Origin of the sequence: Microcoleus sp. C2D2 (genome assembly GCF_036702495.1) — a bacterium.
Classification (GTDB): domain Bacteria; phylum Cyanobacteriota; class Cyanobacteriia; order Cyanobacteriales; family Microcoleaceae; genus Microcoleus.
Map to the genome: position 1 here is coordinate 15,062 of NZ_JAUBTO010000105.1, position 14,274 is coordinate 29,335.

Annotated in this window: 12 protein-coding genes and 1 riboswitch; of the genes, 5 read left to right on the plus strand and 7 right to left on the minus strand. The window is 46.6% G+C overall.

Annotated features, from left to right (window positions below):
• The first annotated feature begins 52 nt into the window (after positions 1-52).
• Both QUB61_RS26870 and QUB61_RS26875 read left to right on the plus strand, forming a co-directional pair.
• On the plus strand, positions 53-1,636 hold the full coding sequence (locus tag QUB61_RS26870) for a DUF4335 domain-containing protein (RefSeq protein WP_333122570.1): 1,584 nt from the start codon (positions 53-55) through the stop codon (positions 1,634-1,636).
• 47 nt (positions 1,637-1,683) lie between these two features.
• Positions 1,684-2,319, plus strand: coding sequence for a tetratricopeptide repeat protein (locus QUB61_RS26875; protein WP_333122567.1), 636 nt, complete (start codon positions 1,684-1,686; stop codon positions 2,317-2,319).
• A 195-nt stretch (positions 2,320-2,514) separates the two neighbouring features.
• Here the strand turns inward: QUB61_RS26875 and QUB61_RS26880 are convergent, their stop codons facing one another.
• The 3 genes from QUB61_RS26880 to QUB61_RS26890 all read right to left on the minus strand — a co-directional run bounded on the left by QUB61_RS26880 (position 2,515) and on the right by QUB61_RS26890 (position 5,423).
• Positions 2,515-2,907, minus strand: coding sequence for a VanZ family protein (locus QUB61_RS26880; RefSeq protein ID WP_333190200.1), 393 nt, complete (start codon positions 2,905-2,907; stop codon positions 2,515-2,517).
• Positions 2,908-3,015: 108 nt separating this feature from the next.
• Positions 3,016-4,362, minus strand: coding sequence for a DUF3370 domain-containing protein (locus QUB61_RS26885; RefSeq protein WP_333122561.1), 1,347 nt, complete (start codon positions 4,360-4,362; stop codon positions 3,016-3,018).
• Between the two features lie 137 nt (positions 4,363-4,499).
• Positions 4,500-5,423, minus strand: a complete 924-nt coding sequence (locus QUB61_RS26890; protein ID WP_333122558.1) for a nucleoside hydrolase — start codon at positions 5,421-5,423, stop codon at positions 4,500-4,502.
• Between the two features lie 190 nt (positions 5,424-5,613).
• Here QUB61_RS26890 and QUB61_RS26895 point away from each other — a divergent pair, with 190 nt between their 5' ends.
• Positions 5,614-7,575, plus strand: coding sequence for a S9 family peptidase (locus QUB61_RS26895; protein WP_333122555.1), 1,962 nt, complete (start codon positions 5,614-5,616; stop codon positions 7,573-7,575).
• 238 nt (positions 7,576-7,813) lie between these two features.
• Positions 7,814-8,032, plus strand: coding sequence for a hypothetical protein (locus QUB61_RS26900; protein ID WP_333122552.1), 219 nt, complete (start codon positions 7,814-7,816; stop codon positions 8,030-8,032).
• A 213-nt stretch (positions 8,033-8,245) separates the two neighbouring features.
• Here the strand turns inward: QUB61_RS26900 and QUB61_RS26905 are convergent, their stop codons facing one another.
• The 4 genes from QUB61_RS26905 to ntrB all read right to left on the minus strand — a co-directional run bounded on the left by QUB61_RS26905 (position 8,246) and on the right by ntrB (position 12,443).
• Positions 8,246-9,037 carry a universal stress protein gene (locus QUB61_RS26905; RefSeq protein ID WP_333122550.1) on the minus strand — a complete coding sequence of 264 codons (792 nt, stop codon included), beginning with the start codon at positions 9,035-9,037 and terminating at the stop codon, positions 8,246-8,248.
• A gap of 46 nt (positions 9,038-9,083) precedes the next feature.
• A complete protein-coding gene (locus QUB61_RS26910; protein ID WP_333122549.1) occupies positions 9,084-9,923 on the minus strand; it encodes a nitrate ABC transporter ATP-binding protein in 840 nt (279 codons plus the stop codon).
• Positions 9,924-10,028: 105 nt separating this feature from the next.
• Positions 10,029-11,459, minus strand: a complete 1,431-nt coding sequence (locus QUB61_RS26915) for an ABC transporter substrate-binding protein (protein WP_333122546.1) — start codon at positions 11,457-11,459, stop codon at positions 10,029-10,031.
• Between the two features lie 135 nt (positions 11,460-11,594).
• Entirely contained in the window at positions 11,595-12,443 is an 849-nt protein-coding gene (gene ntrB / locus QUB61_RS26920; protein WP_333122543.1) for a nitrate ABC transporter permease, read from the minus strand.
• Between the two features lie 99 nt (positions 12,444-12,542).
• Positions 12,543-12,755: riboswitch (cyclic di-AMP (ydaO/yuaA leader) on the minus strand.
• 171 nt (positions 12,756-12,926) lie between these two features.
• Between ntrB and QUB61_RS26925 the strand changes: the two genes are divergently transcribed.
• Positions 12,927-14,126: a sensor histidine kinase gene (locus QUB61_RS26925; RefSeq protein ID WP_333122540.1), complete on the plus strand. Its 1,200-nt coding sequence runs from the start codon at positions 12,927-12,929 to the stop codon at positions 14,124-14,126.
• Positions 14,127-14,274 lie beyond the last annotated feature (148 nt).

Below are 14,274 nucleotides of genomic sequence, written 5' to 3' on the forward strand. Positions count from 1 at the left end.
TCAACAGTCAACAGTCAACAGTCAACAGTCAACAGTCAACAGACTTTCTGCTATGGTTCTCAAACGGTACACGCCCCCCACTTGCACGCTGGAAATTACAGCCAAAAGTTCGCCTCTATCTCGCTGGGCGGGCCAACCGGTGTTTAAATCTTTAAGTTTTGAGCTGCGACTCGACGACCCCAGGCTGCCAGATACCCAACACGTTACCCTCAGGGGCGATCGAATTCAACTCGAAACCCTCCACGAAGCTGTTAGCACCTACGTCCAAAACTTGCTCGGCGAATCCCGCGATTGGGAAAACAACCTCAACTCTGAAATCGATCGTACCCCAGCAGGCCCAGACTCGCCATCCGCCGCGGGTAACGCAGTTATATTCGATCGAGCCGCCAACACTTCCGAACTATCAACTTCCAACCCCTACTCTCTCCCAACTGCCTACCTTCCGGTTCCCCCCCGCTTAGAGCCCCGCGGCTTCCTCGCCCACAACTTATTTTTAGGCTCTTTGAGCGCCGCAGAATCCGGGCCAGTAGTTCCCTTGAGCACCCTGCAACTGTTTGACTTGGCCACAGCACTAGATAACTGTGCCGCCGAATTGATGGCGCTTCCCAACCTCAACCGCGAGCCCCGACAACCGCTGTCCTCACCCTGGCTCAAGGTGGCAGCATTGCTGGTCGCCAGCGCCGGCGTGACGACAGGAACTATCAAAATGCTCCATCGGCCCGCCACCTCCCCGCAAACCGCCACAGCCCCCGCCGCCGCCCCCGCTCCAGGAAACCCCCAGTTAGCTGCAGGCGTCTCCCCCAGTCCAGTTCCCGCCCTACCGACACCCCCAGCACCAAAACCCCCAGCCACAAACGCTTTACCGCCCCTGCCCCCCCCGCCCATCAACACCGGGACTTCCCCCAGCCCCAGCCTGCCCCCCATCGCCCTCGCCCCAACTCCCCCCACCAACAAACCCAGCCCCATCCAGCAGCCACCCCTGCTATTTCCCGCCAACGGCAGCGCAGCCAGCGCCCCACAGAACCCCCCAGCTTTCCCTCAAGAGCAAACAATCACTATTCCCGCACCCGAAGAACCGCCCCAGGGCCGCCCAGGGGCACCCGCACCAGTACCCTACCTGCTGCCCCCATTACCGCCCAGACTAGCTCCCGCCGTACCGCCCCCCCTGCCGCCCTCCCTGTCTGCTTCCCGATTTCCCGTTCCCCCGCCGCAACCCTTCCCCCGCCCCATCGAGCCGATTGTCCCTCCCGCCAGTACCGAACTCCCAGCCCTTGAGGACGCTCAACCAACCGCCGAATCCGAGGACAACAACCAGGCCGCGGCCAGCAAAAAAAACAGCACTTTATTTGATACAATTCCTCAGGTTTCAGAAGCTAGAACTTACTTTGAGGAACGCTGGAAGCCTCCTGAAGGAATGGAACAAACTTTGGAATACAGCCTGCTGATCGATGAAAATGGGTCTATTCAAAGTATTGTGCCGATGGGAAAAGCAGCAGCAGATTATATCGAGCAAACTAATATGCCATTAGCCGGCGAGCCGTTTGTTTCTGCCGTTTCCAATGGAAAAAACCCTAAAATTCGAGTTGTTTTGAGACCAAACGGTCGAGTACAAACATTTTTGGAAGAGAGTGATTAAACGCTCTAAAACACATTATCCAGATAGGAAATCTAAGTTAATTGCCAATGTTAAACAAGTTCAAAAAAAATCAATTTTTAACGGCGACAGCAGCAGCCAGCGTATTGACAGTTGCTCCTGTTTATGCTGCAAATATCTCTTTATATCGTTTCCGGTTGGATAGGAACGATCGAGTCTCAGTCAATAATTCCACATTCCCCCACGGACCGCATTCCCCCACGGACCGCGGATTGCGGACTATCATTCCGGTGCAACCGGAATTGATATTACCCGTGCGGGCAGAGTCACCAGTAAACAATAGTTTAGTTCAAAATACGGGAGCAAACGAATATTTCCAACAAGGCTTAACTTTTGCCGCCCAACAAAACACAGCAAGTGCAGAAGCAGCATTTCGCAGAGTAATTGAAATAGACCCCAATTTTGCCGAAGCTTACGCTAACTTGGGCAGCATTCTAGCCAATCAAAACAAATTAGCAGAAGCGGTTCCCAATTTTGAAACTGCAATTCGTCTCAAACCTAACGTCCCAGAATTTTATTATATGCTCGGGAAAGTCCTGTCCGCACAAAATAAAAGGGCACAGGCAGTAGAGTCGGTAAAAAAAGCCAGGGATTTATATAGAAACCAAGGCAAAACTCAAGCAGCAAATAAACTCGACGAAGTTATCAAGAACCTCACCAAGTAACACCATTTTAGATTTTAGTATCGTAGGGTGCCCCCCGCACCCTAATTTCTACCAGTTTAACAAAAGAATGCAACTGTAGGGAAGCTCCCAACCATTAGGTCATCTGTCATTACCAATTCTGCAATTCTTTAATCTAAAATTTAAAAGGGTATCACGACTTCCCATGAAAATTTGGTATGGCAGTTTCTCTCAATTTCATTTTTTTCTATCCCAAACTTCTCCAATAAAATAAAAAACTGCAATCCCGCAAAAACTAAATAAAAAATCTTCAATACTAGCACTACGATTTGGTAAAATCCCTTGCAGCATTTCTTCCGCAGCAGTGAAAATAGTAAAAATGGCGGGTCCGAAAGGAATTGAATAATTAAACAAATTCGTATCTTTTTTGCCAGTTGCTCTATGGCACAAAAAAGATGCTATTCCGTACAAAACAAAGTGGCCGAGTTTGTCATAAGGCGGATGAGCGAGAGGAAAGTTGACTAATTTCCCCGTATCTGCTAAAAGCATGATACTGAGAAGAATTAAAAAGTACAAAAAACCAGCAACAATCCAGATTTTTTTTGATAACTTCATCTTGTTTTTTGCCAATACCGACTAGACACAAACCAAGCCCGTGCAACGCGAAACTAATATCGAATCTGGTTAATTACGTATTGTATTTGTAGGCGTCTGCCTAGCAGTAGCTGCCGCTCTAAATTAATGAGTTTTCACTGTCAAAACTTGCGGTGGCGACGCATCGGGTGGATAAATAAAATCCACTTCTACAAGTCGCTTTTCTCCCGAGTTCATCTCTAGTTTTACCAAAGGTTCCCCCTGCTGTCCCCGCCGCTGGACTAAATGCACGTAGCGAGTTACAGGCACTTTACTGTCATCAGTATAGCGAACTCTGACCGTCCCCCTAAAAAAAGTTTGAGGTGCCGGAGGTTCTAAAAAACTAAGTCCTCCTGAAGTTAATTTATCTGTCTTAATTGGAGTTTGAATCGCGACAGTTACTGTTTGATTTTTGCTGGTATAATTGTACAGCGGCAAGCTGAGATTGTATTGAATTCCGTAATTGCCGTGGGCGCGGTATGCTGTATCTGGGTAGCGGACTAACATCCTCGCACTTTGCACTTGATTTGTGCCCAGCATTCCGCGCGGAAGGGTGCTTAATGGGTAGGAAAATGCTGTTCCGGGTTGGGGAATTGCTAGGTTTGATGTGGCTTGGTTGTCTGAGAGAAGTGCTCGCCATTGTGAACCTAATGCTACACCGGCAACTCTGCCGTAAATTACTTGACCTTCGGTGATTTCGGGCGGTGTGGGAGTTCGATCGCGCGGCCCGGCTATATTACCATTGTCTAATAAGTTTTGCCATTGGGCCTGGGAGGGCGATCGCTCGTTTCCCTGTGCGTCAACTCGGGCAAACATCGCCAGACTGGCAACATAGACTATACCATCGCTGCGCAACCGCATCAAGGTCGATCGACCGTTTAGCGGTGGTACCAATCCCCGCACCGGTATCGGATGATTCATCAACAGTTGGCTTTTTCCCGGTGGAATAATTAACCCAGGCTCAAAGTCAGACTGTCTCCTTCCTCTGAGAATATCATTCACAGCGCGACTTCCCGGCCCCGCGTAAATATTACTGTTTGAATTATCGACTTGCGGCGGCAATTCAATAAAAGGTGCATCGGGTTGACTGAGATAACTCGCAGCTTGCAATATATCTAATGTTACAGGTTTATTGCCCGGATTGTAAACAATTACTCCTTGATACAATGTTCGCAAATCTTCCGGGGAAGGTGCGCGGGCTATGTGGTGGGCAAATATGTCGAAACGTCCTTGAAACGGAAAGTTTAAATGTGCCGCCGGAAATCTTTTACCATCTGGGGGAAATGTCGAAAGCAAAATTCCTTCTTGCAGCACTAATTCTGGACTGTTGCTGTTAAATACTGGTATGTTGTCTAACTGTCCGGGGAGAGGTCGCACTTCTTGGATTTGGAATATTTCTTGAGGTGCGGGAGGGGTTTGGGCTAAGGGGATAATTGATAGAATTGGCAGCATTTTTGAGAGGAGTTTTTTTTACCGCAGAGGGCGCAGAGGGCGCAGAGGAAGAGAGGGAAGAGAAGAGGAAGTAAATATTCGCGTTAGGACGGGTTTTGTACGGAGATTTTGCTCGCTTCTAGCAGATATTGTGATTTTTACCTCGCCCACTGTTGTAATATGTAATTGTAAAATTTGGCGGTGTCTACTTTATCCATTGCTTGAATTTTTCGCCCTCCCGTTTTAACTTTTGTGCGTCCTTGGCTGATGCCTTCGGTAATAATTTCTGTTCCCCATTCTCGCAGTGGGTAAAATTCTGGATGCGCTAAATAAGCAGTTGCCAAAATGTCCCAAAAATAGTAATCTTGAGATATTGCTAGGGCATAACACTGTCCGGCTAAGTCGGAAATGGGATATTTGCGCTGTTTTGGTAAGAGATTGGCAAATTCTACAGTCAGCGGTACATTATTAGTGATATCTAAAGGACACATGACAACGGGAATTTGGGTTTGCCAAATTCTATCGATTGCTATCGGGTCCCAGTAAGCATTCCATGCCGCCGACATATCTTGTCCGGGTTCCATATCTTTGCTAACATTGCCCATAACATTGAGGGCGCCTCCCATCCAGACAATTTCTTGAATTTTGCTTTCAATTTCTGGCGCGATATCTAAAGCTTGCGCTACTGTTGTTAACGGCCCCGTTACCATTAATGTGACTGGTACGGCTGCATCCCGCAAAACTCGCACCATAAAGTTTTGTCCGGGTTCTGATATTAACGGCGTGTCAATGGTTCCTTTTTCATTTAGAATGGGAAGTCGATCGCACGCAAAGGAATCTCGCCGAAACAACACCGGAAATGGGTTGAGTCCCCGCACCGTACTCGCCGCCACCGGAACTTCTGAACGCCCCATCAAATCGAGGATTTTGCGCGTTGCACTCACCGCCGGTTGAATGTAGCAGTCTGCAGGAGTTACAATTACTCTCAGAGTTTCGACTTCCTCCATTGTCATCAGCAACACCACTGAGAGATAGTCGTCAACTGCACCGTCGCGATCCATGACTACGAGTTTTTTGGACATTTTGCTTCCCCGGTGACTGAATTAGTGTAAACTACAAATATAAAATTATTTATTCCCACAAATACAACTGTCTCAACTATAACAAACCTAAATCATCTATAAACCCCTCTCTTTCTTATATTCCTTTGTGTCCTTCGCGCCTTCGCGGTTCGTAAAAAAAGCCTCATTCACAAATCATTGAGTATTCTATATGACCACAGTATCACCTTACGGCTCTTGGAAATCACCTATTTCGTCCGATTTAATTGTTTCTGGAACTGTCGGACTCGGACAAATTGCCATTGACGGCGATGATATTTACTGGGTTGAGGGAAGGCCTTCGGAAGCGGGAAGAAGCGTCCTCGTGCGGCGCACTCCTGACGGTACAATCAACGACGTGACACCGCATCCTTTTAATGTTCGCACTCGCGTTCACGAATACGGCGGCGCTTCCTTTGCAGTTGCTGGCGGTGTGGTCTATTTTTCTCATTTTGCCGACCAACGTATTTACTCTCAAGCATTAGATTCTCAACCCCAACCTCTGACACCTGCTGCTAATTCTCGCTATGCAGATGCGATCGTTGACAAGCAGAGAAATCGCCTGATTTGCGTGCGCGAAGACCATGCAGGTGAGGGAGAATGTGTCAATACTCTTGTTAGCATTAATTTAGATAACGGCGAAGATATTCAAATCTTAACTCAGGGTAATGACTTTTATGCTTCCCCTCGTTTAAGTCCAGACGGTTCTCTACTTTCCTGGATTTGTTGGAACCATCCAAATATGCCGTGGGATGGCACAGAATTGTGGGTGGCCCAAATTAAGGCTGACGGTTCTTTAGGTGAAAAATACTTAGTTGCTGGCGGGGTTGATGAGTCGATTTTTCAACCGGAATGGTCGCCCGATGGAGTTTTGTATTTTGTTTCTGACAAGTCTAACTGGTGGAATTTCTACCGCTGGCAATCTAGAACCCCCCTCAATCCCCCCTTGGTAAGGGCGGAAGCAGAGATAGAAACCAGCTTGTCCGAAATGGCGGCTGAATTCGGACTCCCCCAGTGGGTTTTTGGAATGTCTACTTATGCCGTTGTCTCGGAAAGCACAATTATTTGCACCTACACTCAGCAAGGCAAGTGGTATTTAGCTAGTCTCGATTTAACGACAAAGCATTTGACAACAATTGAGACGCCTTATACTGATATTTCCTCGGTCAAAGCGCAGGGACAAATAGTTGTTTTTTTGGCAGGTTCGCCGACTGAATCTACTGCTATTGTACAACTGAATATAGCAACAAGTCAACTAGGAATCTTGCGAAAATCGAGCAATTTAAGCATCAATCCGGGTTATCTTTCTGTACCGGAACCTATCGAGTTTCCCACGGAAAACAATTTGACTGCTTTCGGTTTTTTCTATCCCCCGAAAAATCAAGATTTCGCAGCACCTGCGGGTGAAAAACTGCCGCTTGTTGTCAAAAGTCACGGCGGCCCAACTGCTGCTACTTCTAGCAGCATGAATTTGAAAATTCAATATTGGACGAGTCGCGGTTTTGCCGTACTCGATGTTAATTACGGCGGCAGCACTGGTTACGGCCGAGAATACAGAAAAAGACTGCAAGATAGTTGGGGAATTGTCGATGTTGACGACTGCGCTAACGGTGCTAAATATTTAGCTCAAAAAGGTTTAGTTGATGGCGAAAGAATGGCGATCGCTGGAGGCAGTGCAGGGGGGTACACCACTCTGTGCGCTCTTACTTTCCGCGATGTGTTTAAGGCCGGTGCGAGCTATTATGGAGTTAGCGATTTGGAAGCTTTGGCAACGGATACTCACAAATTTGAAGCGCGCTATCTGGATGGATTAATCGGGCCTTATCCTGAAAGAAAAGATTTGTATGTAGATCGTTCGCCCATTCATTCCGCCGAACGTTTATCTTGTCCCGTTATCTTTTTTCAAGGATTAGAAGATAAAGTGGTTCCGCCCAATCAAGCGGAAATGATGGTAGAGATATTGAAAGCTAAAGGTTTGCCGGTTGCTTATGTTGCTTATGAAGGGGAACAGCACGGTTTTCGCCGCGCTGAAAATATCAAAAGAACTCTTGACGGCGAATTCTATTTCTATTCCCGGGTGTTTAAGTTTGAGCTAGCTGAACCTGTGGAGGAAGTGCCGATTTATAATCTTTAGAAAAATTTAAGTTGGCAGCTGCTCTGTCTTGGCTAAAACCCAAACCGCAAAGTATAGCATAATTCGTACATATTAAATGTGATTGCGTTCACAAAATTTGCTGTTAACTATCACACTTTTTTGCTGTTTACGGTCACAGCTTTTAAGGCGATCGCACGCTAAAATCTGAGAGTGCGATCGGCCTTGGTTACCGCAAAACGCCCGATCGCGCGATCTTCGAGTGAGAGAGTCAATTACTATGCAAAGTCCTGTCAACCTGATTCCATCTGCTTTGGGCGAGCTGTTTGCCGAAGTGAATCATAATGGCTACATTACTCTAGCCGATCGCTACGGTTTGATGGCTGCTATTTTTGACGAAACTTTGAGTGAGGAAGACAAACGCTCGATCGATAGGCTGCTGCGCTCTGTGTGCCGGGGAAAGATCAAATTAGTTAACGAATTGTCTACGATCAGGTAAGTGCGGATAATTTCCTTGACTGTTATTTTTAAATCTCAACAATGAAAAAAAGTCCTAATAGTTTCGTAATTGGGACTTCGAGCGAGGAAACACTTTTTAATTTTTCATCGACTTAGCACTAAGGCAAAAAAAGGTTTGGCGCGCGACTTTATAGCGGTAGGGTGCGCCACAAGCACCTTACATATAGAAGTTTTGCGTAAGTGCTCCACAAGTTTAATTTGCAGACATAGCTGTAGCCAACTGCAACTTGCTCGCACTTTCTTCAGGGTGAACATCCATGTGATAGCTGAGTGCCGCAGGAATCCCGAGTACGCAGCAGGGAAAATTATTTCCTAGTTCCCTAACCAGCGAGTGGTTGCGCGAATCGCAGCCCAAGAACAGTAAATTTGCAGATTCTAATTCCACCACATTTCTCAGTTCTGTAGCAACCCGCCCGATGCGCAAATGAGCTTTGAATAAACCGCGCCATTCCTCAGCCAAACAGCGCGCTTGCCACAGCAACCTATCAGCTACCTCATACTCATTATTTTGACCAAAAATTGCTCGGAAATAATGCGGATCGCTCCAATTTTTTCGCTGGGATACTGATGAGATTTCTGTGGGAGGTAAAGCGATCGCAGGCGCTGCACAATTAAGGGCGAATGTTTCCTCTAACTCCGACACTTTCGGCTTGGCAGCCAAGGCATTTGCCACAGCAAATTTGCAAGTATCTTCGCCGTAACTTTTGGGCGCTTCGTCGTCGATTACGTAGACGACTTGAACTGTGACTTCTTGAGTTGTTACTAAACGAGTTTGATGCGCAATCCAAAGGGTAATGTCCAGAGCTGTTTGACTTTTGGGAGAACTGTTGTAACCGACAATAAAATTGATACTTTTTGCCTGTTTTGTAGCTTTTGATTTCTTAGCACTTTCCACTTGTGGCTCTGGCAGCAACACCATTTCTTCTGCTAAGTTTTGGTATCCCAATGCACTTTCAAAACGCGCTAACATTGTTTTGAGATTCACAGGCTTGACCTCTCTTAAGTGAATTGTTTTGTCTGTCCGTCGGGCGTTATTCGTCTTGGGTAAAGTAGCGATCGAGAAAATTCAAAGCATAGTTGCGCAGTTCGTAATAATCCTGAGATTCCCGCAACTCCTGGCGATCGCGCGGGTGCGCAAACGGCACTGACAAAATTTCGCCTATCGTCGCAGCCGGGCCGTTTGTCATCAGCACAATGCGATCGGACATATATATAGCTTCATCCACATCGTGAGTAATCATCATTGCAGCTTGCCTGCGATTTTCCCAGATATCCAGCACCTGTTTCTGCAACTTGCCGCGAGTCAGAGCATCCAGCGCTCCAAACGGTTCGTCCATTAATAACATTTTCGGTCTAATCGCCAAAGCTCGCGCAATCCCAACCCGCTGTTTCATGCCTCCTGAAATTTCGTCTGGATATTTATCGGCTGCTGCTGTTAAGTTTACCATTGCTAGGTGTTCGTTGACAAGACTAATCTTGTCCGCGCGGCTAAGAGTTTGCAAAACTTCATCAACTGCCAGCCGAATATTTTCCCGCACCGTCAGCCAAGGCAGCAATCCGTAGTGCTGAAATATCATCATGCGATCGGCTCCCGGTTTGCGAATTTCTTTTCCTTCCAGTGTCACTATTCCGTCGCTCTGTTTTTCCAAACCTGCCACTATTTTTAGCAGCGTTGATTTGCCGCAACCCGAGTGACCGATTACCGAAATATATTCGTTTTCTCCAATACTTAAATTGATATTGTCCAAAACGCTAAATTCGCTACCGTCCGCATTTTTATACGACTTGAACAAATTGTTGATTTCCAAAAATTCAGGCTGCTTCTTGACTTGGTTGCTGGCTTCGATAGAAGTAGAAAAGTATTGAGTCACGGTATTCTCCTAAAAAGTAGTAAAGTGTTAATTTGATTTCCGAACGGTTGCGCAAGCGGTAAGGTGCGCCCCCTCGCAGAGGTTCTGCGTTCAGGAATGTAGAAATTAAGACTGAAAAAAAGACTGAGGGCGGTTGGCTCGAATTTCAAAACTATTCAAATAACCCACGAGATCGCTAGGATCGAATGCCTTTTTATCAATGAAAACTTCCGCAGGTTCCACTTGGTAATCCTCCTGGGGACAATCGATCCCCATTTCGCCAACAATCTTGCGGTAAAGGTCGGTTCTCCAAGCTTTTTTAGCTAATTCCTCAGCATTTTTTGGCAGTTCTTTAATCTGTCCCCAGCGAGCGGCTTGAGTCATCAACCACAGACTCTGAGACTGCCACATAAATGTTGAATGATTGCCCGGTATTTGAGGCAAATTATTAGGAATGTCATAGAAAATAGTTGCATCTTCCGATTGTATGGTGCGGTCTTTTCCGTCAAACCCTCCATAGTTGTAGTCGCCAACTATTGCGGGTCGCGTAAATTTGTCGATCGCCCCTTTTTTCGGTTTTGCCCCCGTAAACGATCGCTCAGTCAGCAGCGCCGATATTTCACTGCGATTTTCCGGCTTGCTGCAATACTGACAAGCTTCCACCATTGCTTTAACCAGCGAGTAATAAGTCTTCGGATTTTCCTCAATGAATGATTGCATTACTCCCAAAAGGCGATCGGGATGTCCCAGCCAAACTTCCTTGCCTTGCACGAAGGTAAAACCCACTCCCAAATTGCCTTGAATTGCCCGCGTATTCCAAGGTTCGGCCACCATGTAAGCCTGCGTGGCACCAATCCTGATGTTGGTTACCATCTGCGGCGGCGGCACAATAATTACCCGAAATTCTTTGAACGGATCGACACCGGCAGCCGCCGATATGTAGCGGACAAAGTATTCGTAAATCGCAGAACTCAGAACCACTGCCCAAACCCTGTTTTCCGCTGGCTGACGGTCAAAAAAGGCTCGAAATTGTTTGCCAAATTCTTCCAAATTGCCGTTGTATTCGTGCCACGGGCGTAAACCGAAATCCCACATAGCTTTGTTCATCGTCATGGCGTTGCCGTGGCGGTGAATTGTCATTGCCGCGCACAGGGGTGCGTGCCGCGCTCCTTCGGCGCCAATTCGGGCGTTTGTGACGGCGCCGGATACGACTGGGGAGGCGTCGAGGCGGCCGAAGATGACGCCGTCGCGGGAGGTTGCCCAGCTTGCTTCGCGGTTGAGTTGGACGTTTAAACCGTATTTGCGGAAAAAGCCTTTTTTCCAGGCGATCGCAAATGGTGCACAATCGTTAACCGGCACGTATCCTACGGTTAAATTTGGTTTTTCTAAGGTTCGGAAATCGACGATCGGCTTTACGGCTGAGGCTTCTTCTGTGAGCCCTTTTGCCGATCGGTCCGCGCTAATTGCACAACCAGATAAAGCCATTCCCGCCGCCGCCGCTCCCATTCCTTGCAAAAACTCTCGGCGGTTCCATTCATTGGAAAACTTGTCACTCATATTTAATTCTCGATCGCTAATCGCTAAATATCCCTCATCAAAAGCCCTGAGCTTTTAGCTAATGACTAATGACTAATGACTAATGACTAATGACTAATGACTAATGACTAATGACTGATGACTGATAACTAATGACTAATGACTCTGGATCGATCTATGCGTTACCAATTCCTGAACTTTGTCAACAGCAGCGTCGAGCAACAATCCAGTTATGCCAATTACAAACACCGCTAAAAATACCGAGCTCAGATTCAAACGGCTCCACTCATCCCAGACAAAAAAGCCAATTCCCACACCGCCTGTCAGCATTTCCACCGCCACAATCACCAGCCAAGCAATCCCCAAACTAATCCGCAAACCTGTAAAAATGTATGGCAAACTCGCAGGCCAAATTATCTTGGTAATCCGCCTCCAGCGCGGCATTTCCAACACTCGCGCCACATCCAGATAATCCTGGGAAACGCTAGAAACTCCCAATGCTGTGTTGATAATTGTCGGCCACAAAGACGTGATGAATATGACAAAAATTGCCGACGGCTCTGCTAAATTAAAAATCGATAGAGCTATCGGCAGCCAAGCCAGCGGCGACACCGGTTTGAAGATTTGAATCAGCGGATTGAGCGCCATCATTGCCGGTTTCGACATCCCGATGAGAAATCCCACGGGAATCGCCACTGCTGCACCCAGGAAAAATCCCACCAACACCCGGCGCAAACTCGCTAGCAGCAGCCAGCCAATGCCTAAATCTCCTGGCCCGCGCTGATAAAATGGATGGAATATGTAATCTAAATTAGCTATTAACGCCTGATACGGAGTGGGAATCAAATCGCTGTTGAAGCTGGCAACAATCCACCACAAGCCAAGAATTCCCAAAAAACCCGCAGCAGGTAACAAAACAGCATCTCGGATGACAACGGGTTTTACACGCTTCCACGCTGCAACTCCTGCAAGTGCGATCGCAGATAAATTAAGCTGTACGAACATTTCAATCTCCTTCAGAGTCAGGGCAGGTACAATAATCTTGAACAATACCAACCTGAGACACTGACGAAGCCAAACAATCTTTTTCAGAAATTTGGCTTTTCAGTCTCTTCTCAATGCCTGCGAAGTTAGCTGACGGGCTAGGACTGAGAGATGTCCTTCTCCTGAGATTTCAAAATCCAAAATTACACTCAAATTTGGCAATTTTTAACTTTGCTTTTTAATTCTGTAGAGATTCGCCCCGAAAATTGGTTCCTCCGCTCCAGCCACACGCTTGGTCTGATAGCGCGACGCTTGATTAGGCTTGACTTTTTAAGCCAATTTTACTTAAGCTAGCACGAGTGTTCAATTTTGTCAATAGGTCTTTAGGAGTAGCTATTGGCGATCGGCTAAGCTCAAAAGTTTAGAGAAAATTCAAAAAGTTAATTATTAAACTAACCTAGAGATATAAAATTTGATCGCTCACTTGACGTATATATAAGAGCCATGATTGATTTTAGCCAAGCTCTACAAGATAAAATTGACATAATTACCCAAAACTGGATCGAAGCTGTTCGCGGCGACGAGCAAATCGAAACCGCCAAGCAACTCACCTACGATTCCGTGCGCGACAGCCTTCCTATCGTACTGCAAGCGATCGTAACTATGCTGTCCGGATCGGAAGACAGCGACATTCGGACAGTAATACAAGAAAGTTTAGACCACGGGACTGTCAGGGCACAACAAGGCTACGATGCCCAAGAAATTGCGCGGGAATACCGCTTGCTGCGGAGGGTAATTTTCGATGCTTTAGAGCCAGAATTGCTAAAAGGCTCAGCCGCTGAAGTGAACCGAGCTTACCGCTTAATTGACTCTGCCCTCGACGAAGCAATTGCTGACTGTTTCAAAACCTATACCCAGGGAAGATTTCAAGAACTACAGGAGTTGCAAAACCAATTGCAACTTACAAATCAAGAGCTGACTCGCTTACTTCGCGCCAGTCAAGAGAATCTATCTCACTTAGCTCACGAATTGAAAACTCCTCTCACCTCTATTATTGGTTACTCAGAATTGTTTTTGCGCCAAAGAAACAATTCTCAACTTAAAGATCCTGTTCCCAATTTGGCACATATTGATAAAGTTCTCAGCAACGGCAGACGCTTACTTAGATTAATTAACGATACTCTCGAAATCTCGCGGTACGACGCGGGACGCATACAATTGCAGCTAACTGCGACAAATGTGCGATCGGCAATCGGCACTGTTGTCGAAATAATCGAGCCTTTGGCTAACGCCAAAAATTTAGAGATCGCCGTTGAGTGCGATCCGGTTCTCGATCGAGTTATGACAGATTACTTGCGCTTGCAGCAAATTGTCACCAACTTGGTCAGCAACGCCATTCGCTACACCCAAGCTGGTACTATTACCATAAAAACCGAATTATTGTCAGACAAACATTGGAGTATCTGCATCACGGATACAGGGATTGGCATTGCTTCAGAAGACTGCGATCGGATTTTTATGCCATTTTTTCGGGCAGACAACTCCCTGGGCTCTTTGATGCCTGACAGTACCGGCTTAGGCCTAGCAATTGTCGCTCGATTAGTCAACCTCTTGCAAGGTAAAATCGAATTAGTTTCTGAAGTAGGAGTTGGCTCTTCCTTCACTGTAATTTTCCCCTTAGAATTGGATGGAGTTGAGATTTAGGAGTCCCTTCAACCTCTATATGTAAGCTACGCCCTAAGCACCTTACCCTTTGCTTAGTTCTCTAGCAACAAAAGTAATGACTAATGACTAATGACTAATGACTAATGACTAATGACTAATGACTAATGACTAATGACTAATGACTAAT